The organism is Pontibacter locisalis (assembly GCF_042684605.1).
Classification (GTDB): domain Bacteria; phylum Bacteroidota; class Bacteroidia; order Cytophagales; family Hymenobacteraceae; genus Pontibacter; species Pontibacter locisalis.
This window is the reverse complement of sequence record NZ_JBHULU010000004.1, coordinates 174,436-197,146: the sequence shown is the minus strand read 5'-3', so window position 1 is coordinate 197,146 and position 22,711 is coordinate 174,436. Positions and strand designations below refer to the sequence as shown.

General features: G+C 44.1%; 16 protein-coding genes and 2 tRNA genes. 9 read left to right on the top strand and 9 right to left on the bottom strand.

Annotated elements, in window-relative coordinates:
• Window positions 1–11: 11 nt before the first annotated feature.
• The 4 genes from ACFSRY_RS03985 (at window position 12) to ACFSRY_RS03970 (ending at window position 4,653) form a co-directional block, all read left to right on the top strand.
• Complete coding sequence (locus tag ACFSRY_RS03985; RefSeq protein ID WP_377503471.1) at window positions 12–509, top strand: YajQ family cyclic di-GMP-binding protein; 498 nt, start codon at window positions 12–14, stop codon at window positions 507–509.
• 204 nt (window positions 510–713) lie between these two features.
• The gene (locus ACFSRY_RS03980) at window positions 714–1,496 is read left to right on the top strand and encodes a TerC family protein (RefSeq protein WP_377503470.1); all 783 of its coding nucleotides are present in this window, start codon (window positions 714–716) and stop codon (window positions 1,494–1,496) included.
• Window positions 1,497–1,637: 141 nt separating this feature from the next.
• On the top strand, window positions 1,638–3,956 hold the full coding sequence (locus ACFSRY_RS03975) for a M20/M25/M40 family metallo-hydrolase (RefSeq protein WP_377503469.1): 2,319 nt from the start codon (window positions 1,638–1,640) through the stop codon (window positions 3,954–3,956).
• A 133-nt stretch (window positions 3,957–4,089) separates the two neighbouring features.
• Window positions 4,090–4,653, top strand: coding sequence for a DUF4142 domain-containing protein (locus tag ACFSRY_RS03970; RefSeq protein WP_377503468.1), 564 nt, complete (start codon window positions 4,090–4,092; stop codon window positions 4,651–4,653).
• A gap of 59 nt (window positions 4,654–4,712) precedes the next feature.
• Here the strand turns inward: ACFSRY_RS03970 and ACFSRY_RS03965 are convergent, their stop codons facing one another.
• The 5 genes from ACFSRY_RS03965 to ACFSRY_RS03945 all read right to left on the bottom strand — a co-directional run bounded on the left by ACFSRY_RS03965 (window position 4,713) and on the right by ACFSRY_RS03945 (window position 11,153).
• Window positions 4,713–5,369, bottom strand: a complete 657-nt coding sequence (locus ACFSRY_RS03965) for a hypothetical protein (protein ID WP_377503467.1) — start codon at window positions 5,367–5,369, stop codon at window positions 4,713–4,715.
• A gap of 404 nt (window positions 5,370–5,773) precedes the next feature.
• Complete coding sequence (locus ACFSRY_RS03960) at window positions 5,774–6,778, bottom strand: dipeptidase (RefSeq protein ID WP_377503466.1); 1,005 nt, start codon at window positions 6,776–6,778, stop codon at window positions 5,774–5,776.
• Between the two features lie 158 nt (window positions 6,779–6,936).
• The gene (locus tag ACFSRY_RS03955) at window positions 6,937–7,596 is read right to left on the bottom strand and encodes a porin family protein (RefSeq protein ID WP_377503465.1); all 660 of its coding nucleotides are present in this window, start codon (window positions 7,594–7,596) and stop codon (window positions 6,937–6,939) included.
• 274 nt (window positions 7,597–7,870) lie between these two features.
• Window positions 7,871–10,357 carry a TonB-dependent receptor domain-containing protein gene (locus tag ACFSRY_RS03950; protein WP_377503464.1) on the bottom strand — a complete coding sequence of 829 codons (2,487 nt, stop codon included), beginning with the start codon at window positions 10,355–10,357 and terminating at the stop codon, window positions 7,871–7,873.
• A gap of 256 nt (window positions 10,358–10,613) precedes the next feature.
• Window positions 10,614–11,153: an RNA methyltransferase gene (locus tag ACFSRY_RS03945; protein WP_377503463.1), complete on the bottom strand. Its 540-nt coding sequence runs from the start codon at window positions 11,151–11,153 to the stop codon at window positions 10,614–10,616.
• A 256-nt stretch (window positions 11,154–11,409) separates the two neighbouring features.
• Here ACFSRY_RS03945 and mutS point away from each other — a divergent pair, with 256 nt between their 5' ends.
• From mutS to ACFSRY_RS03920, 5 genes are all read left to right on the top strand, one after another.
• Entirely contained in the window at window positions 11,410–14,043 is a 2,634-nt protein-coding gene (gene mutS / locus ACFSRY_RS03940; protein WP_377503462.1) for a DNA mismatch repair protein MutS, read from the top strand.
• 226 nt (window positions 14,044–14,269) lie between these two features.
• Window positions 14,270–14,342: transfer RNA gene (locus ACFSRY_RS03935), tRNA-Gly, on the top strand.
• An 84-nt stretch (window positions 14,343–14,426) separates the two neighbouring features.
• Window positions 14,427–14,510: transfer RNA gene (locus tag ACFSRY_RS03930), tRNA-Leu, on the top strand.
• Window positions 14,511–14,824: 314 nt separating this feature from the next.
• A complete protein-coding gene (locus tag ACFSRY_RS03925; protein ID WP_377503461.1) occupies window positions 14,825–16,336 on the top strand; it encodes a DUF6056 family protein in 1,512 nt (503 codons plus the stop codon).
• A gap of 732 nt (window positions 16,337–17,068) precedes the next feature.
• The gene (locus tag ACFSRY_RS03920; protein WP_377503460.1) at window positions 17,069–18,160 is read left to right on the top strand and encodes an acyltransferase family protein; all 1,092 of its coding nucleotides are present in this window, start codon (window positions 17,069–17,071) and stop codon (window positions 18,158–18,160) included.
• A 5-nt stretch (window positions 18,161–18,165) separates the two neighbouring features.
• Here ACFSRY_RS03920 and rodA read toward each other — a convergent pair whose 3' ends face one another.
• From rodA to mreC, 4 genes are read right to left on the bottom strand one after another with little or no spacing between them, the layout of a single operon-like run.
• On the bottom strand, window positions 18,166–19,491 hold the full coding sequence (rodA, locus tag ACFSRY_RS03915) for a rod shape-determining protein RodA (protein WP_377503459.1): 1,326 nt from the start codon (window positions 19,489–19,491) through the stop codon (window positions 18,166–18,168).
• A 3-nt stretch (window positions 19,492–19,494) separates the two neighbouring features.
• Window positions 19,495–21,324 carry a penicillin-binding protein 2 gene (gene mrdA / locus ACFSRY_RS03910; RefSeq protein WP_377503458.1) on the bottom strand — a complete coding sequence of 610 codons (1,830 nt, stop codon included), beginning with the start codon at window positions 21,322–21,324 and terminating at the stop codon, window positions 19,495–19,497.
• Complete coding sequence (locus tag ACFSRY_RS03905) at window positions 21,325–21,852, bottom strand: hypothetical protein (protein ID WP_377503457.1); 528 nt, start codon at window positions 21,850–21,852, stop codon at window positions 21,325–21,327.
• Entirely contained in the window at window positions 21,842–22,708 is an 867-nt protein-coding gene (mreC, locus tag ACFSRY_RS03900; protein ID WP_377503456.1) for a rod shape-determining protein MreC, read from the bottom strand. The genes ACFSRY_RS03905 and mreC overlap by 11 nt, the downstream gene beginning before the upstream one ends.
• Window positions 22,709–22,711: the final 3 nt, after the last annotated feature.

Here is a 22,711-nt window from a genome sequence, read left to right as displayed (position 1 = left end):
TTAGAACCACTATGGCATCTTTTGATATTGTAAGTAAAGTTGATCCACAGATCATGGATAATGCAGTGAATGTTGCGCGCAAAGAGATCATGAACCGTTACGATTTCCGCGACACCAAAGGCACCTTGGAGTATGACAAGAAGGCAAGCGAAGTGCACATAAGTATGGAGAATGAAATGCGCCTGCAGCATACGGAGGATGTGCTGATCGGTAAAATGGTGAAACAGGGGCTGGATGCGACAGCTCTTGATTTCTCAAAGGACCACTACCAGTCAGGTGCAATGGTAAAGAAAGACATTAAAGTGAAGGCGGGTATTGACAAGGAGACATCCAAAAAGATCATGAAAATCATCAAAGACAGCAAGATGAAGGTGTCTGCGGCGATGATGGATGAGACCATTCGGGTAACCGGCAAAAAAATAGACGACCTACAGGAGGTAATGGCCTTAATGCGCAGCAACAGCGAAGAGATAGGTATGCCACTGCAGTACGTGAACATGAAAAGCTAAATTTTGTTGCTTATTGCTGTCTTAATAAATATTGATCAGGTTGATGGTTTAATCTGGCCCCTGTTGTTCATGATAGCTTAAGTTGAGTGTCCCTGCCAGGCTTACTCATGACTGGTAAAGAACCAGGCAACCGAGAAAATTAATATGTACTGAAGGGACAAATAATTTTTAATAATTACTTATAACTGTTTTATAAAATAGACTATGGAAATTTTCGCTAATCCGGATACATGGATAAGCTTACTGACACTTACTTTTATGGAGGTAGTGCTGGGAATAGACAATATCGTGTTTATTTCTATTGTGGTTGGCAGACTGCCTCAGGATCAGCAGGCAAAAGGCCGTAATATCGGCTTAGCCCTGGCACTGATCTTCCGTGTGATCCTGTTATTGTTTATCTCCTGGATTATAGGGGCAAGTGCGCCGCTGTTTAGTATAAATCTGCCTTTTACGGAAAACGAATTTGCTGTTTCGTGGCGTGATATTATTCTTTTTGTTGGAGGCCTGTTCCTGTTGGCCAAGAGTACTACCGAAATACATAACAAGTTAGAAGGAGAGGAAGAAGGTCATGGAAATACAAAAGTGCATGCTACCATGGGTAAAATCCTGGTTCAGATTGTACTCATTGATATTGTTTTCTCTTTTGACTCCATCCTGACTGCTGTAGGTCTTGCGCAGGAAGTACTTGTAATGATCATCGCTGTTATTCTGGCAATGGGTATCATGATTGCGTTTGCCAAGTATGTAAGTGACTTTGTGAACGAACACCCAACCGTTAAAATGCTGGCACTCTCCTTCCTGATTCTAATCGGCTTTATGCTGGTTGTGGAAGCACTGCACCAGCATATACCAAAAGGGTACATCTACTTTGCCATGTTCTTCTCGCTGATGGTAGAGATGTTGAATCTGCGGCTACGCAAAAAAACTACTCCTGTGCACCTGCGCCAAAACGAGGTGCTGGAACCTGAGAAAGAAGAGGTTGTATAAGCCTGAAAATAATGAGCCACAGAAGGGGCAACACCAGGCAAAGGTGCTGCCCCTTCTGTTTTTACGGATGATGTATAAAACATTAGATCGAATTTATTTATACATTAGGCTAGATATACAAACCTCCTAAATCACCGGTTTATGCAGTACCGAAGCATTCCTATTGCTGCTTTTTTGTTTTTGGCTGTTACAGGCCTGGCATTACTTAGCATTTATTTGCTTCAGCCTCCAGAGCCAGTTCCCGCAAATGCGCCGTTAACAGCCTTCTCTGCTGAGCGTGCAATGAGGCATGTGGAGCAAATCGCTAAGGAACCTCATGCAATGGGTACAGCGGAACACGCAAGGCTACGAAGATACCTGTTACAGGAAATGCAGGAACTGGGACTGAATCCGCAGGTGCAGAAGACAACGGCAGTAAACGGAAAGAATGGTGCCGCTACGGTGGGGTATGTTTATAACCTAATCGGCAGGCTAGAAGGAGAAGGTAAAGATAGCACAGCCGTTCTTCTTATGGCGCACTATGACTCGCAACCTAATGCACGTGGAGCCGGCGACGATGGCGCGGGCGTGGCTGCTATTCTAGAAACAGTAAGGGCATTAAAACAAGGTCCCAAGCCCGATCATGATGTGGTTGTGCTGTTAACAGACGGCGAAGAGTATGGCCTGTACGGTGCAAGGGCTTTTATGAAGCACCCCTGGGCGAAGGAAGTTGCGATGGTACTGAATGTGGAGGCACGTGGTAACCGGGGCCCAAGTATGACCTTTGAGTTAAGCCCGGAAAACGGTTGGGTAGCAAAGCAGTACATTAAAAAGGCACCCTATCCATTTGTTAGTTCACTGGCCTATGAAATATACCGCCGCATGCCCAATGACACTGATTTTACTGTATTCAAAGATGCCGGCTATAGTGGTGTGAACTCTGCGTTTATCGATGGATTTGTACACTATCATAAAGCCACAGATTCTCCCGAAAATCTTGACTTGGGTAGCCTGCAGCAGCATGGAAGTAACATGCTGGCACTAACCCGGCACTTTGCCAACACCTCCCTCAGCCAAACAAAGGCACCCGATTCTGTTTTCTTTAACTTTATTGGTGGTTGGGTGATCAACTATCCGCAGGGGCTAAACATTTTATGGGTAGCAATTACTTCCCTTTTACTGGTGGTTACATTGCGAATAGGTCTGAGAAAAAATACCTATAATGTACGGCAGCTAATCATCAGCTTCTTTGTTTACCTCTTTATTGTAGCGGTAACTGTTGCGTTGTTCATTCCTATAAACAACCTGGTGCTGGACATGCTTCCGCTCACGCACCGTATGAATGGGGTGTACAGCGCTGACTACTTCTTTATAGCTTATTTGCTGCTGGCGCTGGGCCTTTTTCTGCTGCTTAGCTGGATTGCTCTGCGCTGGTTGCGCCTTTTTTCTTTGCTGATGGGAGTTTTTGTGTTGCAGTTCGTGCTTATGATCGTGCTGTTCCTGCTAGTTCCCAATGCTGCATATCTTTTGATGTTCCCCCTTTTGTTCAGCCTAGCAGGAGTACTAGCTTTATTCTTAACAAGGATTTATGATGCGCCGAGAGTGAACCTGCGTTTCGCTTTGGTGCTTTTACTGGCCTCTGTTCCGGCCATTTTTATTTTAATGCCACTTGTGCAGGTAGTGTTCGTTGCTTTTGGGTTACAGTTACCTGTTGGGTCAGTCGCCTTGTTTATACTGCTACTGAGTTTGTTACTGCCATTGCTTTGGATCATAGAGCGTAGCTTTAGCTGGCGCAATCTTCCTTTGCTGCCGCTGGTGCTGTTAATTTGTGGTGGGACCCTATTGTATAGTGCGATAGGACGTGAGATGCCATCCGAAGAACAACCCTTGCACAGCCATGTAAGCTACTACCTGAACGCCGACACTGATAATGCATTTTGGGCTTCTTACTATCAAACTACTGATGACTGGAATCAGCAATTCTTCTCAAAAAGCTCCAAAGGGGCATTAAATGATATTTATCCACATGCTACACTGGAATACCTAAAGAATGATGCTAAAGCCATAGCTGTGCCTGCACCAGTAGCGGAAGTGTTATCAGATTCAGTAGCAGGCAATAAACGCTTGCTTCGTTTGCGCCTGTCCTCACCCAGAGATGCCGCCCATATGGAGCTGGCTCTTCAGCCGCAAACGCCAGAAGCGTTGCAAAGCATAAAGCTGGCTGGTGAGGAGCTGCAATTGGAGCCTATTGAGGCAGAGGGAGGCAAGGTTTATTTTGTTCGTCTGCATGGCTTACCTGAGGAAAAGCAAACAGAGCTGGAGTTGCAATTGGAGCCAAACTCGCCTTTAAAGTTATACTTATACGACCAAAGCATCGGTTTGCCTGATGAACTGGTAAAAACACAAAAGCCTTCCCATGTTATCGCAGAGCAGGGATCAACAAGTAACCTGACTGTCGTCCGCAAAAGCTACACCTTTTAGTTAACTGTAGGTAATAGATAGTAGGCTGTTAAGGTAAGCCTGTATTTTTCAGAGGAATTTAGTTTTCGCGCCAACTAAATTAGAAAGGTGCGTAGTATAGGTTATATAAAGACTTATACTACGCACCCTTACAATGTTTATAGATAAAGCAATATCAATTCTTTTTGGTTTAGTTTTTCTTTTCGTCCTGTCCTGCGATGGACCTTCCTCTGATTCAGTAGTTAGCGAAGAAGAGGCGACAGCTGTTGGAGGAAAGGCTCTTCAGGATGATCCTGTTTTCTGGGACTATGCTGCCAGTAGTAACATGCTGCAAACAGAAATAGGCAGAATTGCTGCTGAAAAAGCTACTTCCGACTCAATAAAAACCATGGGCCAAAAAACAGTTGATTTTCATAGCAAAGCTATGCAGCAACTACGGTCATTGGTAGCAAATCAGGAAAAGGTACAAATACCAGATAGCCTGGGCAGCGCAGATCGTGCGTTGGTGGAAGAATTCAAATTACTTGAAGGAGAAGAGTTCAATACCCGCTACCGTGATTTTATACTTAACACGCACACGGTGCAACTGGAGCGTTACAAAGAAGCTCTGGGAAGAGCTGAAAATAAAAGAACCCTGGACTGGCTGCAGGCAATGCTAGTGCACCTTCGGAAGGAGCTTAATTCCGTTGCCAACATAGATTCTGTGAAGCAGCAGTAGTTAATACAATAAACAGGTGCAGGGAATGTTGATTTAGTGAAGGGGCAGTAGCAGCAAAATTACTTCCAGATCTCAGAGGCTTTGCGAGCCATCCGGAAGAAGAGTTCACGTTCAAGGCCTGCTACCTGGCGTGCCTCATACTCGGTGTAGCCATTTTCTACCGCATTCAGGTAATCATAGTACAGCTGAGCCATTTCCAGGGAGTCATCTTCAAAGCAATCTACCAGTTCTTCCTGCGAAGCCTTTTTAGGCTCAAATACTTTAGATGGGTAGAGTTTGTCGAGTTGGTAAATAAGGTACTTCTGCTGTGTTTTGTTCTGGCGGTTTCCAAAGAGTTGCTCAATGTCCATGTCGTCCTCATCCTCGAACTCCTCAAAATCGTCTTCCACGGCCAAAGGCTCATATACAATGATGTCGTGGCAGGTTAGCTCCAGGTACTCGTCAAACTTTTCTTTGATAGAAATAATGGTTGGTGTGTCGTACGGCTTGTTGAGTACATCAGCCATGTGCAGGGCGATCTCCTTGCCTTTTTCTCCGGCTGCAATCAGTATCTGGTTGAACTGGGTGAAGTCGCAGCCCATGTAGATAAATTTATATTCCTCATCGAGCACAGTGAAACACCAGAGCGTAATAAATTCCGTGTCATCTATTACAACAGTGTCGATGTACAATTCATTGATTTGTACGTAGAGCGGCGAGTATTCCTGAGCATCCATGGCGTTGCCTTTGAGTGTACCAGTCTGTATAGCTGCCTGTACGTTAAGGGGCAGCTATTGTTAGATAGTATACGACTTTTAACCAGTTTCTGACACAAAAATTACCCATTAGTTAAATCTGCTTATACTGGCTTTTCTGAATGAACCAATCTGGATATTTTGTAATTTATTGATAATCTTTTGTTTATAATGCTGCTTTTGTTGCTGAACGTAGATGTGCAGCTTTAGAAAAAACACTGATGATTTTAACAAAATTTATTGAACCTCTCTAATTCTGTGCAATAAGTCTATGCAGGGCAGCAGGTTTGGGAAGTGCGGGTTTCCAGTTTATGGCTCCTGGTCTTTTTTGTTTTAGTAAAAGACAAGCAAGAGTGTAAACTCAGTTTCCTGCAGCCAAATAAGCTTTAGTCTTTACTCCAAAGATTAGTGATAAAACGTCTCGCGTTTCCAAAAGCTAACTTCTCCAGTTGCTCCTGAGAAAGCTGTTCCTGCAACCGGCTTAAAATGGAGTTATAACTGGTGCCTGCCTGTTCATGCTCCTTGAAGTAATAAGGAATACGGCTAAGGTCGGTGCTGTCAGCGGTATAAAAGTAGTCTGCTCCGAAGCAAATCACGTCTTCGGCTCCTTTGCTGATGCCATACAGGATGTGGTTAAGAAGTGCCTCTGGGTCTTCATCATTCACAAACGCCCTTAAGAAGTTCATTCCTATAAGCCCTTTGCGTCTGATGATCTCCTGAGTTAACTCATCAGGCAGGTTACGGTTATGTTTCCATACAGGTCTGAAGTTGGAATGGCTGGCGATGATTGGTATATCCAGTCTTTCTTTATCTATGTGGGTGAGCATATCGAAGGCGAGGGCATCGCTGGTGTGTGAGAGGTCAACAGCAATATGGCGGCCATGCAGGTAGTCAAGCAGCATTTTGCCATCTGTGGTAATCCCATCATTTGTCATGTTGCCTCCACCGAAGCGGTTGCCGGTGTGGTGGGTGAAGCTGATGTACAGGAGGCGTCCGCATATTTCGATCATCTTCTCAAGCTTTTTAAAACCATCCTCCAGCGGCTCGTTCTCCTCGCAAAAGCCGGAAGCATTTTCTACGGCGGCCACCATGCCCACAGAACCTGATTGCCGCATAACCTGCTGTAGTATTTTGTTGTTGGTTACGGAAGTCAGGGAGTTGTCACTGTCTGCCAACACCTTGAACATATCGCGCTGTAATGCTGCGTAATTGGTGCTGCCGCTTTCTGTGGCACTGTACATAGCCATTACCTGCAACTTCACATTGCCCTCTGTAAGGGCAGGCAAGGCACAACCTATTTCCTCCACTTTATTCATGTCAGGATTAGGTACGTCTGTCAGGTACACAAGCAAATCGCAGTGCATGTCGATGATTGGTAAGCGGGAAGTCATATTTATGTCTGTTTTTTCTGTTGCCTGATTACGGAAAAGAGCAGCTTTAGTAGATATTTTTTATAACCGCTGCACTGTCTGTTGTTTAAATTTAGTAAAAAGCCAGCCCCGCATATCCGGCAGGACTGGCTTTGCTGTTTTTGTTTCGAGGATGTTCCCTATCGTGTAGGCAGAGTGAATCCCAGCGTAAGCATAAAAACGGAGTGCCGGGCATTTCTTAGATCTCCCTCAAAGTAATCATCAGGGGCATCGTCAACAAGATCTGTGAAGCTGCCGGCATAACGTACTCCTATACTAAGCCCGCCGGGTGTTCCAAAACCTATGCCGGCAGCGTAGCCTAACTCAAACTTTTTAAGGCCATCAGTGCTGCTGCGGTTTACAGCTTCGGGCTCTGGCGCCCCATTAATAAACGTGTCGGTTCTGTTGTTTACGCTAAGCAGGTACGATGCCAACGGTCCACCCTCGAAATACAGTGGGCCTGCATTTATTCTGGCTAAAACAGGTAGTTCAAGATAATTGTAATTCACGCTGCCTTCTCTGCGGTAGGTCAGGTTGTCTAATTCGAACTCCTCTTCTTCATTCTTGAAGCCTTTGTTTGTATAGTACAGCTCAGGCTGAATAGAAAAGAAGTCTTCAACTATGCCGAAATTTGCCGTCACGCCGGCGTGCCACCCGACTTTGTTATTAAAGCGGCTGTCGTCCCTGACATCACCTGAAAGATTGGATAAGTTAGCGCCGGCCCTTACGCCAAAAGAGACCTGCGCCTCAGCCAGCTGCATAGTGGCAAGCGCACAAAACAATAAAAGTAGCTTCTTCATAGTTTCCGATTTTTAGTTATACTTAAGTTTGTTTTCGTTCAGGTATACGGAAACTAGGACGGGTTTTCTGATATATTTTCAAAAAAGCAAAGGTTTTATATTTTTTAAATAGCTGATTTTAAGTTGTATATATAAATATACGGAAGCTGATGTTTGTACTGAAATGGGGGAATTTGGATTTGTTTAATGACACAGGTAACCTATGCCAGAGGAGCTAAGGTTTAATATAATATCCTGTAAGAAGCTAGAAGTTGCAGGAGTAGGCTAGGCATGTTTAATATTCATCATTCGAATCGCCACCACCATCATTCTGTTGCTGATCGCGCCTTCTACGCTGGTTCTCCCCATCACTGTTGATGCGGTAGGTAAAACCAAGAAAAATGATCCGGCTTTGCCTGCGGTTCTCACTCTCTGTTCTGAACTCTGGGCCAAAGCTCAGAAAGTTAAACTGCCGTGTGTTGAAAACATCAGAAACCCGTAGCGAGACAGTGCCATTACTGTCTAATATATCCTTTTTCATCCCTAAGTCCACGCTGTACATTTGCTCCATTCGGCCTTGAATGTCTGCCATGGGTGCACGGTAGAACCCGGAAAGCTGGATGTCTAGGTCTTTCCAAACAGTCATGGTTGAGTTAAGTTTAGCATTCCAACTGATGCGGCTGCTGCTAAGTTCTGTGTCACCTTGTGTGGTATTCAATTGTGTCCTGAATCCAGAAGCACTGCCATTCAAGCGCCACCACTTAGTAACAGGATGATTGAATCCGAGCTCCACTCCATAAGAAGAATTGCTCGATAAGTTCAGGAAAGTAACTTCTGTGCCCGGAATGGAATCTCCGTTGACCACTACGATCGTTGCGGTTCTGAAGCGCTCAATTTCATCGGTGGTGTGGCGGAAAAAGGCAGTAGCATTTAAAGATGTGTTTCCCCAGTATCTTAAATAGCCTAGCTCCAGCGAGTTAACGAACTCCGGCTTTAGGTCCGGGTTACCAAACCTAAGACTAAACCGGTCTGATCTATCCACAAAAGGATTTAGAAAGCGGCTTCTGGGTCTGTTTATACGACGGCTGTAACTGAACTGGATCTTATTGTCATCGTTAAAGTCATTTGTTATAAATACGGTAGGGAACAAGCTGAAGTAGCTGTTGTTGAATACAGTAGACTGCGTACGCTGGTCTGCTTTTGTGTAAGTTTGTTCTGCCCTAACGCCTACCTGGTAGCTTATCGATTTATACTTGTTGCTGTAGTTGCTATAGAGTGAATAAACCTGCTCATCATACACAAAGCGGTTACTTTGTAACAAATCATACTCAAAATCTCTCGTAAGATTACTAAAGTTAAAGAAGCGAGAATCCTCATCCAGGCGTTCAAATGAGCTACGAAAGCCAGTTTCAAACCGGCTGTCTTCAGAGATAGGGTGCACGTAATCAACTCTGGTGACAAATTCCAGATTCCCGTCATCAACCAACGTTCTCTGTACCTCGGGTAGGGCAGAGGAAACTAAGTCAGCCTCATCAAAAAGACTTAACTCATCATCTACATTGGTATTGTACACTATGTCTGCCGTTAGCTCCTGACCTTCGCGCCCAAAAGTTTGCCGGTATCCAAGTGTCAGGTCCAGTGCCTGCTCATCTTCTGTCTCGCTTGTAGTTCGGAGGCTGGCGCTTGTCTCCTGGCGGTTCTCGTTCAGGAAACGATATAAAATTGTGTTATTGTCCTCATCCTGGCCAAACCGGTAAATTCCTGAGGCTGATATTGTTTTTTTAGGACTTAGATAATAGTCTGCCCCAAAGCGGAAGCTGTGAGAAATATCCGTACTACTTCGATCGCCAGTCTGCGACCGGAAGCTGACGCTGTCTATTTGCTCCAGATCGTTGTAGAAGAAGTTGGTGGTAAAACTGTTTCGGATACCAGGCCTGTTGCGTTGTCTGAAGTCATACCCGCCGTTGAGAGACCACTTGTCGTAGCGGTAGTTCAGGTTAAGCGAAGCATTGTAGTTATCGTAGGTGCCAGCTGTTACAGAAGCAGAGCCATTAAAACCGGGTTTCTTCTCTTTCTTTAGCACCAAGTTTATAATGCCTGATGTGCCCTCGGGGTCATATTTTGAAGAGGGGTTGGTAATCATCTCAATGCTTTCAATCAGGTTGGCCGGAATCTGATCGAGGGTGAGATTGGATAATGCTGACCGTTTACCATCTATGAGTATCGTGACATTGGAGCTTCCGCGCATACTTACATTACCATCAATGTCAACTGTGACAGATGGAAGGTTTTGCATGACCTCAGCCACAGAGCCACTTTGTGCATTAATATCTTGGCTTACATTTACTACCCTCTTGTCAAGCTCATACTCCACTATCTGTCGTTCTGCCACGATCTCCACCTCGCTTAGCTTCGTGGAGGAGGCTTTCAGAGGAATGTTCCCCAGCTTTACCTCTGGATTCTGAGCTGATACAACAATGTTAGGAATGAATTTGGTGGGGTAGCCTACCCTGGAGGCACGAAGGGTGTAACGGCCAGCTGGTACTCGTTCAAGCAAAAAATAACCTTCAATATCGGTAGTGGCTCCTGTAACTAAACTGGAATCCTTGGCTGTAAGCAGCACCACATTGGCAAAGCCTACCGGTGCTTTGGAGTCACCTTCGATTAATGTGCCTGAAATTTTTCCTGATGTAGAGGTTGGTGACTGTTGTGCTCGTAAGGCTATAGGAAATAGGCAGGTACTGGTAAGAAAAAGTAATATGCGTAATAAACTGTATTTCATAGTTAATAGTAGAGCGAAAGCAAAAGAGCTTTTTGTTTAAACATCGATAGGGTCTGCAAAAAGTGTATCCCTCATAGCCTAAGCTATAGCTTAAGCTTCTCGTTAGCAGGCCCTCCTGTTATAATTGACTGTTTACGGGCCAAAGGGTTTAATGCTGTGGAAAAATAGAGGCGCTTCTGAATCAGGTATGGGAACAACAGAAAAAGGAAGCACTTGTTTATAAGCCTTCCTTTTCATCTGCTCTACTAGAGGAATTTTAACCTTGTTGGCTAAGTGTTTTGCTAAGAAAATCCCAAACAACAACACCTGTTGCTACTGAGATGTTAAGGGAATGCTTTGTTCCGAACTGAGGGATTTCCAGTACTATATCAGAGGCGCTGACAACTTCCTGTTCCACCCCGAAAACCTCATTTCCTAACACAAATGCATAATGTTGTCCAGGTGCAGGAGCAAAGTCATTTAACATGGTGCTGTTCTCCGCTTGCTCTACAGAGCATATCTTATACCCCTCTGTCTGTAGTTTTTTTACAAGCTCCAGTGTGTCCGGAACATGCTCCCATGTTACAGAGTCAGTGGCTCCAAGCGCTGTTTTCTCTATGTCGCGGTGAGGTGGGGTGCCGGTTATACCACATAGGTATATTTTCTCGGCCATAAAGGCGTCAGCAGTGCGAAATACGGAGCCAACATTGTTCAGGCTGCGCACATTATCCAGCACCAAAACTAACGGTATTTTTTTCTTATTTTTGAATTCTTCAACCGAATCACGGTTGAGGTCGTCCATCGAAAGCTTTCGCATTATTATAGATGTTAAACGCAGGCTTTAGATATCAGACATTGTTGTGCCAGCGCTGCTGCAAAGGTCAGTCGGTTTTTTCCAAAAGTCAACCGAAGCTTGTTGTTGGTAGCTTGATGATTTGTTTGTGAGGTTCTACAGGTCGGCTGGCAAAGTATAAATCCCCTTCAGTAGGGGTAGGAGTGGTAAGAACCTCTTCTAAACATAGTTCAGAATTCATAATTGCGGATGCTGTGCGTCCGGTAAAGTATAAAGCAGTATGAAAGGAGAAGGCAAAGGCACGGTTACCCCGCTTATGAAGCAGTATAATGCTATTAAGGTGAAGCATCCGGGAGCACTGCTGTTGTTCAGGGTAGGTGACTTTTATGAAACCTTTGGCGAGGATGCCATTAAGGCGAGTAAAATACTGGATATTGTACTTACGAAAAGAGGCAATGGTTCTGCTTCCGAAACTGCACTGGCAGGTTTTCCTCACCATTCTCTTGATACTTACCTGCCAAAGCTCGTAAGGGCCGGAGAGCGTGTGGCTATTTGCGATCAGCTAGAGGATCCCAAAACAGTAAAAGGCATTGTGAAGCGAGGGGTGACGGAGTTAGTAACACCGGGCGTGTCTTTCAATGATCAGGTGCTGGAAAGGCGCAGCAACAATTATTTGGCTGCAGTGCATTTTGGAAAAACTGAAACAGGCGTTTCCTTTTTAGATATATCCACTGGAGAGTTCATTGCAGCACAAGGCGACAGAAACTATATTGGGAAGCTGCTGCAAAGCCTGGCTCCGTCGGAAGTGCTGTTCTGTAAACGTGAGAAGGAAACCTTTATAGAGCGTTATGGTCCTGATTTCAGGTATTATGCATTGGATGAGTGGGTATTTAAGTATGACTTTGCCTATGAATCCCTCACACGACAGTTTGGAACAGCCTCGCTAAAAGGATTTGGTATAGAAGGTATGGCTGAGGCCATTATCTCTGCCGGGGTCATACTGCATTACCTCTCAGAAACACAGCATCACGAGATCAGCCACATCTCTGCTATCTCCAGGTTGGAGGAAGATAAATACGTGTGGCTGGATAGGTTTACGGTTCGTAACCTTGAGCTGCTGTTCCCGCAACACCAGGAGGGTGTGCCACTGATACAGGTGCTTGACCACACCATAACTCCTATGGGAGCACGCCTGCTGAAGAAGTGGGTGGTGTTGCCGCTGAAGGATGTGGTTCAGATCCGTCGGCGACTGGATACAGTTGAGGCTCTTACCAAACACCAGGAGTTGTTAGAGGAGCTGACACAGCACCTGAAGCAGATCAATGATTTGGAGCGCCTTATTTCTAAAGTTGCGGTACGAAGGGTAAACCCACGTGAACTGGTCCAGCTTTCTAAGGCTTTGGATGCTATTGTGCCTATTCAAAAAGCTTTAGCACTAAGCGATATCCCTGCTCTGCAAAAACTAGCTGCTCAGCTGGCGCCTTGCGACGGACTTCGTGAAGAGATCAAAAATGTGCTGAAGCTGGAGCCTCCTATGCTCACAAACCAGGGCAACATGATCAATGATGGTGTGCATGCGGAGCTTGACGAGCTCAGGGCTATTGCTTTCTCTGGCAAGGATTATTTAGCGCAGGTGCAGCAGCGGGAGGTAAAGAATACAGGAATCAGTTCGCTTAAGATTGCCTATAACAAAGTGTTCGGCTATTACCTGGAGGTAAGCAATGCGCATAAAGATAAGGTTCCTGCTTCCTGGATACGGAAACAGACGCTGGTGAACGCGGAGCGTTATATAACAGAGGAGCTGAAAACGTACGAGGAGAAAATTCTGAACGCAGAGGAGCGCATCTTTAGCATAGAGTTTGGTTTGTTTAACGAGCTAGTGCTGCATGCGATGGACTATGTGGCGCAGGTGCAGCAAAATGCTAAAGTAATAGGGGTAATCGACTGCCTGTCCTCTTTCGCTGGAATAGCGCAGGTCAATCATTACATTAAGCCGGAGGTTAACGACAGCTATACGCTTGACATAAAGAAAGGACGCCACCCGGTAATTGAAAAGCAGCTGCCACCTGGAGAGGCTTATGTTCCAAATGACATATTTCTGGATAAGGAGGAGCAGCAGGTAATCATTATTACAGGTCCCAACATGGCTGGTAAGAGTGCCTTGCTGCGGCAGACAGCATTGATCGTGCTGATGGCACAGATCGGCTGCTTTGTGCCGGCAGAAGCAGCCAGTATCGGCATCATTGATAAGATATTTACCCGTGTGGGGGCGTCAGACAATTTGTCTAAAGGCGAATCTACCTTTATGGTGGAAATGACTGAAACGGCCAGTATCTTAAATAACCTATCAGACCGTAGTCTGGTGCTTATGGATGAAATTGGTCGTGGAACAAGTACTTATGACGGTATTTCTATTGCCTGGGCTATTGTGGAGCATCTGCATAACCACCCGAAGTATAAAGGCAAGACTCTGTTTGCCACCCACTATCATGAGCTGAATCAGCTGGCAGAGGAGCTGCCGCGTGTAAAGAATTACAATGTTTCAGTGCGTGAGGCGGGAGGGAAGATACTCTTCATGCGTAAGCTGGTGCCAGGTGGCAGTGAGCACAGCTTTGGTATACATGTAGCCCAGATGGCGGGTATGCCTAACAGTGTTGTGTTAAGAGCGGATGAGATCATGCATCACCTGGAGAAAGAGAAGGTATCTGAAGACGCTCCGCAACAGCGAATGAAGTCAGCGCCAAAGCATAACTACCAGCTAAGCATGTTCGAGGTAAATGATCCTCAAATGCAACGAGTAAAGGAGTTGATGGAGCAATTGGACATAAACACCATTACCCCTGTAGAGGCTTTGCTAAAGTTGAATGAGCTAAAGCTGCTGATGCAGGACAAGACAAAGGAGGCAGTCCGATAAGGTCTATAGTATAAGCTGTAGGGTTTATTACATATATTTTCGATTCATGCTTACGCGTTTAACAGGAGTTGGAGCAGGCAACTCCAAGATCAATAAAAATTTTCTGCCTGAAAATCAGCTGTAAAGCTTAAAATGCATGAAAAATTTATAGCAGACTATTGACATGTGAGATTTTGTCTCTATCTTTGCAACACTAAATCACTACGGCGGTTTGGTAATAACAAAAGCGGGAGTAGCTCAGTTGGTAGAGCGCGACCTTGCCAAGGTCGAGGCCGCGGGTTCGAATCCCGTCTCCCGCTCAGCAAAATATCGGCAGAAGACGTTGTCTAAAACAACGTCTTTGTTTTTTGCAAGAACTACTCTGGAGAACGTTTCAGAGAGTTGCCGGGATGGTGGAACTGGTAGACACGCAAGACTTAAAATCTTGTGAGCGCAAGCTCGTGCGGGTTCGATTCCCGCTCCTGGTACTAATTTTCAAAGAAGCCCTTGTAACGTAAGTTGCAAGGGCTTCTTTGCTTTTATCTTCCTTGTCTTCCTGTCAATACTGAAAGTCATTTTTGTAACTAAAATTAACTTTTTATAGCTGTTGAAATGAATGTACAGGTAAACAGCTACTTGCATTTTCTTTCACAGTTGCTTGTGTGGCTGATTGCTGTCATGCGATCTAAGTCTGCCTGCCTTGAAGACTTTTGCAGGTCCTACCCCTAAGTTATACATTATATGAAGGCATCTTTCAAACTGAGGCAAGATCTATTTATATTTATGATCATATTAGAGACTAATGTCATCAACATCCAGCTATCCTCATAATCGCTATTATGATATCTTAATCATTATTGGCCTTTACACAATCATACCCTTTTTTGTGCTTTGCATTTTTAACCAACCATCAGTAGACGATTTTGAATATGCAGTAAGAGATAACAGGAATAGCTTTGTAGCAACACAGATAGAGACCTACTACAACTGGTCAGGCAGATATTTTTCAACAGCAATTTCCAGAATAAACCCTATAAGGGTGGGATCATGGATAGGGTATAAAATTAGCTCATTCTTGTTCCTTTGTGCGTTCATTTTAACTTTGCATGTATTTGTTTCTTCCCTGTTTTATAAACTTGCGTCAAGGCAAAAGTTAACATTAACGCTATTTATAACTGCCCTGTATTTTTCACAGATGCCAGATGTTTCACGGGGATTGTACTACATGACAGCGTACCTAGTTTATCAGTTGCCTAATATCCTAACCCTTGTTTTACTGGTGTTGCTGACTATGCTCTTTAGCCTAAGAGGGAAAACAGCTAAGTTCCTATGTAAAATAGGTATCCTTGTGGCTTGTTTATCTATTATTGGCACAAATGAGCTATCCCTTATTTATCTTCTTACAACTCTGTCTCTGCTGTTACTCCAGTTATGGCGAATCCAACATCAGGCATTCAACTTTATCTTGGTAGTTTTTATATGTAGTCTTGTTGCAAGTTTAGGTGTAGTGCTAGCTCCCGGCAACTATGTTAGGATGGAAACCACTATAAGTGGGGCGGGGAATATAATGTGGTCCTCTATGACAGCTGCTATACTTATTTTAAAATACTTTTATAAATGGGGCGCGTTACTAACAGTCGCTTCTATCCTGTACATGCTTCTTTGGCAAAGGGGCATTTCTTTTAGCAACAGGTTCAATAATGCTTTTGATATACCTTTACCGGTTTCTGTAGCAGTTTTTATAACTACTCTCTTTCTGATGAGCTTTGCATATTCCTGGTCGACAGGGGGAGAGACAAAAGGGAGCGTAGGAAATGTAATTTACTTCTACTTTATAATGGGTTGGTTTTACAACCTACACGTGGTGATAAACAGATTTCCAACACATTTCCAGCAAATTGGCTTTCCCTCTGTACTTGCTATTCCAGTAATGCTTCTATTTGCTCGGCTCATATTCAACATTGACAACAATGTTAGTACTGCTTACCTGGATCTATTATCAGGTAAAGCCACAAGACATGATAAGGAGCTCAATAAGAGGTACACCTTTTTAAGAACTTCTGACTGTAAGGTCTGTGCTGTAGAGCCTTTATCAGGGATGCCCAAAACATTATATATTTATGACCTCACACATAAGTTAGAGGATAGGGGCCTACTTAAAAACAGTGCTATTAGAAAGTATTGGGGAAAAGAGGAAATTTATCTGTCAGAACCGAGCCTAATAAATGAAACATCGAATTCTGAAGTACTCCATCAATTAGGCGCAGAATTAAGAGCTAATCTAGGGGAAAAAATGGGAAGCTTTTTCATGTAGTTGTTCCCTTTTTCTTTTTCAATTGCCTGTGTGCCTGCCATTCGGTGTAGGTTTGCCTGCATTGCAGGTTCTACTTCTATGTGTGAGGATATAAGGTTTTATCAGGTGAAGGGCCTCCAGCAATAGGCTAAACAATGTTATTTACTTATAACTAGCTTTTAGCTTAATTATATTATTATTTTCCTTTCACTTCTTTGGCTGTTCTTATAGCCTACTTTTGGTGCTGGCTGGGATAAAAGAAGCCCATACACATCTAATCTGCATGGGCTTCTTTTATATTTATTTAGAGTTGACGTGCAATCACTATTTAAAAACAGCAAAGGCTCCCGCCAAGGAGCCTTTGCTGTTTTATTGAGAAGGTTTTCTTTTCAAAAGACTCTTCAACTTTTAGCCGTCTCTATTTACGGGACGATTTTGTATAAGTTGCCCAAGTACGGAAAAAAAGTGCAAATTTTTGTTAATGCGTTTTTGGCCTCTTCTTAAAGCAAAGAAGCTGCTATTTGTTTTCTTGCATCCTCAACTGTATATGTGTTTAAACGGTTCACTAGTAGGTTCTTAGTGTACAGTAAGGACAATTGCTTTCTGTCTTTCCTGGATTTCCTGTTTACAGCTACAACGTAATTGGACTTTTTCAGTATAACAGTCGATAAAATTTACTTTATACAAGTTGGGAGGTTACCCTTTGTCTGGAAATGGAAACTTCTAAACAGTGTTTATATCACTTTATATATTATGAGGATAAAAGAACTTGATGCGTTACGTGGACTTGCAGCTTTTGCTGTTTTCCTGTTTCACTTTCAGTTATTTGACTATGGATATCTTGGTGTACATTTATTCTTTATCATTTCAGGGTTTGTGATCTTCCTGAGTGCAAAAAGTGTAAAGCAGCCATCAGATTTCGTAATAGCACGTTTCTCCAGGCTGTACCCCACCTACTGGGTATGTTTGTTGCTTACCTTCGCTGTCTTGTTTGTCAGTGAAAGCGATGTAACCTTTACCCAGCTGGCTTATAATTTCACCATGTTCCAGGAGTTTATAGGTGTAGAGAATATAGATGGTGCTTATTGGAGCTTAACAGAGGAACTGGTGTTTTATGTGATCATATTTACTGCGCTGCTGCTCGGGCTCATCAATCATGTAAAGCTTTGGACTGGGGTTATGCTTCTGTTAGCAATGGGAGGCTTATTCTTGAACCCTGAACTTGGAGGGATGGAAAAGAACATACAGGCTGTAGTAAAATACTTTAGCTTATTTGTAGCCGGGGTTATTTTTTATCACATGTATCTGGCCCAAAAAGTTGGTGTGAAGTACGTAGCAGCACTCTTGCTTTGCCTTGGAATATCTTTACAATATGGCTACGGAAGCTATCTTCCCTATTTTAACCATACGATTGAGATTGGGGTAATTTGTGCCTTCTTTGGGTTATTTACTTTATTGGTTATGGGAAAGCTTGCTTTTCTACAGAAGTATAAGTGGATGTTGTTCTTAGGGGAGATATCCTATCCGTTTTACCTTTTGCACCAGGAGATTGGTTTGACGTTCAGGCGCTTGTTTACTACTGATAACCTGTTCGTGCACATAGCGGTAGTGGCAGTTGTCTTTGTTGGAATTGCTTTGCTTGCTACAATCATAAATCGTTACGTTGAGCATAATACATCCCGATATGTCAAGCGGAAGCTAATGAACCTGTACAAAGACAATATTTTCTTCCCGCAGCTTTTTTGGAAGCGAAAAGTGGCAGTTGCTGCAGAATCTGTACAAGTAGAGCCTGCTGTTGTAGATGGGCTTTCAGTTAAGCAGGCAAATGAAGCCTCTGCTCCCTAATTTGATTACCTGGCTAAATCTTTGGACCGGTTAGCGTCTAAGGCTATCAGAATAAATAGTAAGATAGTGAATGACCAAAGTGAGGACCCGCCATAGCTAAAGAATGGTAAAGGTATACCCACTACCGGTGCCAGACCTATTGTCATGCCAACATTTATCAGGAAGTGGAAGAAGATAATGGAGGCTACGCAGTAACCATACGTTCGGCCAAACACTGACCTTTGGCGTTCCGCAATTTTTACTATCCGGATAAGGAGGAAGATGAAAAGGGCAATCAGGATTGAACTGCCAATCCAGCCGTGCTCCTCACCAATAGTACAGAAAATAAAGTCAGTACTTTGCTCAGGGACAAAGTCAAATTTTGTCTGGGTGCCCTCTAAAAACCCTTTGCCCCAGAAGCCTCCTGAGCCTATTGCAATTTTAGACTGGGTTACATTCCAGCCATAGCCAAGGGGATCTGCTTCCGGGTTGATAAGTGCCTGTATTCGGTTTTGCTGGTGTGGCTGCAGAATATTATTTACAAAGTAATCAACGCTGAAGATCATCCCGACAATTAACAGGAGCATTGCAGCCATCGTTTTAATGCGTCGGAGCAGACGGTAGTCCAGCCAAACAGCAAGCCCCATTAGAGCAGTAATTCCAATTATAAGGTAGAGCTTGGGGACAAGCAGTGTTAAAATAAAAATAGCTGCAGCAACACTTCCGATAATAAGGATCATCGGTGACATGCCTTCACGAAAGAAAGCAAGTATAAACGCGGCAAATACCAGGGCCGATCCCGTTTCGTTCTGAAGAATGATAATAACAGGAGGAAGAAAAGTTAATGCAGCCAGACCCAACTGGTCCTTAAATTTCTGCTGACTCAAATTCACATTGCTCAGGTATTTTGAGACGGCAAGTGCGGTTGCGAACTTTGCGAGTTCGGCAGGCTGTAATCTTATACCGGCTCCTAAATCAAGCCACGACCTTGACCCTGCAATAGGTTTGGCTACGACCAGTGTTACCAGCAGCAGCAGGATTATAGCTCCGTATATAGGGTAGGCAAGGTGTTCATACACTTTGTAGTCAACTACAAGCAACACCAGGATGAGCAAAAGAGAGGCACCAATCCATACCAACTGCTTTCCTGAGTTGATATCAAAACTCATGATATTAACTATGTTATCAGGGCTATAAACAGCAGCATAGATATTCATCCAACCCATAGCCACTAATAAAAAATAGATCAGCACCGTAAACCAATCAATATGTTCAGTAATACGGCGCGAGGTACGGTGGCTACTGCGAGTGGCTATTTTATACTTTGGTAAAACTTTCTGCTCAACACTCATTGCCTACTTAGATTTAATGTTCATGTACTCTCTGCTCAATACCCACTTCTCCTGCTCCTTAATGGTAACAGTGTCTGTTAGGTACTGCTCTATCATCAGGCCAGCAATAGGAGCTGCAGATTGGCCTCCCCACTTTCCGTGCTCTACATAAACAGCTATAGCAATTTTAGGATTTTCTTTCGGAGCAAAGGCAACAAATACGGCGTGGTCGGCTCCCTGCGGGTTTTGAGCGGTACCTGTTTTGCCGCACACTGTAATTCCCACTTTCTCTAAATTAGCTCTTCTGGCTGTACCAGCACGCACAACTTCTGCCATGCCCTCAATAATTGGCTCAAAGTGCTGTGGCTTAACAGAAGAATAATGACGCTCCTGGTTCTCTGCAAGAGGTGTACCGTTCTCGCCTACAGATCTGATAATATGAGGCGTTACATAATACCCTTTATTAGCAACAATAGCCATGAAATTCGCCATCTGCAGTGGGGTTACCCCTAGCTCACCCTGGCCGATGCTGAGTGAGTAAATAGTAGAGTACTTCCAGCGGTTTTTACCGTACACGCGGTCATACAAATCAGTTGATGCTATAATACCAGTCTTTTCCCCTGGGATATCAATCCCTAATTTCTGTCCAAACCCAAATGTTAGTACCTGTTCACGCCAATCCTTTAAACCAATGGCTGTGTCTGTAAATGTATTTTTAGATTTGCCCTGGTTGATCAGCAGCCTGTAAGCCTGGAAGAACCAAGGGTTGCAGGAATGCTGTACCGCACCATAGAGGTCAAGTGGAGAAGGGTGAGGGTGACAGTTTACCAATGCTTTGTTGCACGCGAACTTAGTACTAGGCGAAATAACACCATCCTCCAGGGCAATTAGAGCCTGTACCAGCTTAAAGATTGAGCCAGGAGGATTTCTGTCTGCCATGATAGGGCGGTTAAACATGGTTTTGTCCTTGTCCTGAAGCAAAGCCATGTAGTTCTTTCCATAGTCCTTTCCCGTGAAGAGATTCGGATCATAAAATGGTGCTGAAACGTATGCCAATATCTCTCCTGTGGCAGGCTCTATAGCTACAATGCTACCTTTTGCACCATTCATCAGGTGTTCCCCATAAGCCTGTAGGTCTAAGTCTATGGTGCTGACCAGATTCTTGCCGGCTACTGAAAGTGTATCGTACGCTCCGTCTTTAAAAGGTCCTTTCTCAATGCCGCGAACGTTGACCATCTTGTATTTCACGCCGCGTTTGCCCATCAGGTAATTCTCATACTCTAGTTCTATACCGGCTTTGCCAATATAATCCCCAGGGCGATACCCTCTGTAAGTAGAGTCTTCGAGCTGCTTTGGGCTAATTTCAGCAATGTACCCCAAAGCATGCCCCAGGCTTTGATGCGGATAGCCTCTTGCCGTACGTGCGTTAATATAGAAGCCCGGAAAATCAATCAGGTTGTCCTGAATATGAGCAAAATCCTGTGTGGTTAGTTTCTGGTAAAAAATAGAAGGCTGCACATAGGAAAAGGTGCGGGCTTTTTTCAGCCGCTCACGAACATCCTCCAATGGTAACTCTAATAACTCAGCAAGACGCAGGGTATCCAGTTGCTTTACTTCCTTCGGAATTACCATCAGGTCGTAAACAGGCGTGTTCTGCACCAGTAGCTTGCCTTCCCGGTCGTAGATCAGGCCCCGGAAAGGGTACTGGATAATAGTTTTGATGGCGTTTGTTTCGGCAGCCTGCTTGTAACTGCTGTCAATCACCTGAATATAAAAGAGGCGAAGCGCAAAAATGACGCCCACCAACAGGAAAATGCCTTGGATGACGTACTTTCTGTTTTCTAGGTATTTCATTTATATTCTACTTGTTCTCTTGGGTGAGAAGAACAATAACTGTAGTATGATAACAACCACCCCGGTAAACAGAGTGCTAACCACTATCTTTAGCAGTGTGAATAGTATATCATCAAAGCTTATCTTCTCCAGGAAAAATACAGCTGAGTGATGTACAAATAACAAAATAAAAGTATAGGTTAAAAACCAGCCTTTGCCCATCATATGGATGTTTACCGCATCATTGATGTCGTAACCATCCCGGGGGGTAAGAAGGTTCAAAACATGTGGCCGCAGAAAGGCGAGGAGTACGCTGGCCGCTGCGTGTATACCCATGGTGTCGTAGAAGATATCTACCGTGAAACCTACCAGAAAACCTAAGAACAGCAGCAGAAGCCGGTTAATGCCTAAAGGCAGGAAAAGCAGGAAAGCCACATAAATAAAGCAGAAGCCGGTACTATAAAGCACCAGGTTATCCATCAGCAGGATTTGCAGTGCTACAAACAGTATAAACTGTAGGATATTTGATATGCCCAAGCTACTCTTCATTTGGAAGTATACCTGCGTTTTGTTCTAATTCTTCTCGCTCCTGTTTTACCGTGTTCTCGATCACGTACACGTAGGAGAGCTGGGCGAAGTCTACCGCTAGCTTTACCCGAATAGTATAAAAGCTTTTGTCCTGCTCTTTCTCCACACCACTGATGGTGCCAACCATAATACCTTCCGGGAAAACCGTGTTAAATCCGCTTGTTACGATGGTGTCACCTTTTTCAGGCTTTACATGCAGCGGAATGTAGTCAAGTAACGCTGTGCGGTAATCGCCCCCTGTCCACTTAATGGTGCCAAAGGTATTATTCTTTTTTATTTTGGCAGAAATAAGCATCTGTGAGTGCAGCAGCGAAGTAGCTGTAGCGTAATTCTTCGAGACTGTTTTGATGCGTCCTACAACTCCGTTAGGAGATATGACACCCATGCCAGGCTCCACACCATCCGCTGTTCCGATGGCAAGCGTAAGCGTGTTATTAGAACGGCGGATAGAGTTGTTGATTACCCGCCCGGCATGTAAAATATAAGGACTAGCCTTTAGCGTATCCGTCTTGGCAAAGAAAGTAGTATCTAATGCACTGGTGCTGTCAATGAGCTCAACCCTCTTATACTGAAGCACCTCTTCCCGTAGGGCAGCATTCTCCCGGGCTAGCGTGCTGTTAACAGATGCCAGCCTAAAGTAGTCGGTAATGCCACTCTGAAAGTCAAGTACCTGCCCCACATACTTGTTTGCTGAGTTAAAAAAGGCTGCACCCTGATATGTGTTATAACGAACGATCAGGAAAATGCACAGTATCTCCAGCAATACAAATACAAGGAATGCACGGAACCGGTATATTAAAGCAAATAGATCCCGCATTTA

What these genes read in the sequence shown, in the direction of transcription:
- ACFSRY_RS03985 (WP_377503471.1), top strand. Translation starts at nt 12, where the DNA reads ATGGCATCTTTTGATATTGTAAGTAAAGTTGATCCACAGATCATGGAT.
- ACFSRY_RS03980 (WP_377503470.1), top strand. Translation starts at nt 714, where the DNA reads ATGGAAATTTTCGCTAATCCGGATACATGGATAAGCTTACTGACACTT.
- ACFSRY_RS03975 (WP_377503469.1), top strand. Translation starts at nt 1,638, where the DNA reads ATGCAGTACCGAAGCATTCCTATTGCTGCTTTTTTGTTTTTGGCTGTT.
- ACFSRY_RS03970 (WP_377503468.1), top strand. Translation starts at nt 4,090, where the DNA reads ATGTTTATAGATAAAGCAATATCAATTCTTTTTGGTTTAGTTTTTCTT.
- ACFSRY_RS03965 (WP_377503467.1), bottom strand. Translation starts at nt 5,369, where the DNA reads ATGGATGCTCAGGAATACTCGCCGCTCTACGTACAAATCAATGAATTG.
- ACFSRY_RS03960 (WP_377503466.1), bottom strand. Translation starts at nt 6,778, where the DNA reads ATGACTTCCCGCTTACCAATCATCGACATGCACTGCGATTTGCTTGTG.
- ACFSRY_RS03955 (WP_377503465.1), bottom strand. Translation starts at nt 7,596, where the DNA reads ATGAAGAAGCTACTTTTATTGTTTTGTGCGCTTGCCACTATGCAGCTG.
- ACFSRY_RS03950 (WP_377503464.1), bottom strand. Translation starts at nt 10,357, where the DNA reads ATGAAATACAGTTTATTACGCATATTACTTTTTCTTACCAGTACCTGC.
- ACFSRY_RS03945 (WP_377503463.1), bottom strand. Translation starts at nt 11,153, where the DNA reads ATGCGAAAGCTTTCGATGGACGACCTCAACCGTGATTCGGTTGAAGAA.
- mutS (WP_377503462.1), top strand. Translation starts at nt 11,410, where the DNA reads ATGAAAGGAGAAGGCAAAGGCACGGTTACCCCGCTTATGAAGCAGTAT.
- ACFSRY_RS03925 (WP_377503461.1), top strand. Translation starts at nt 14,825, where the DNA reads ATGTCATCAACATCCAGCTATCCTCATAATCGCTATTATGATATCTTA.
- ACFSRY_RS03920 (WP_377503460.1), top strand. Translation starts at nt 17,069, where the DNA reads ATGAGGATAAAAGAACTTGATGCGTTACGTGGACTTGCAGCTTTTGCT.
- rodA (WP_377503459.1), bottom strand. Translation starts at nt 19,491, where the DNA reads ATGAGTGTTGAGCAGAAAGTTTTACCAAAGTATAAAATAGCCACTCGC.
- mrdA (WP_377503458.1), bottom strand. Translation starts at nt 21,324, where the DNA reads ATGAAATACCTAGAAAACAGAAAGTACGTCATCCAAGGCATTTTCCTG.
- ACFSRY_RS03905 (WP_377503457.1), bottom strand. Translation starts at nt 21,852, where the DNA reads ATGAAGAGTAGCTTGGGCATATCAAATATCCTACAGTTTATACTGTTT.
- mreC (WP_377503456.1), bottom strand. Translation starts at nt 22,708, where the DNA reads ATGCGGGATCTATTTGCTTTAATATACCGGTTCCGTGCATTCCTTGTA.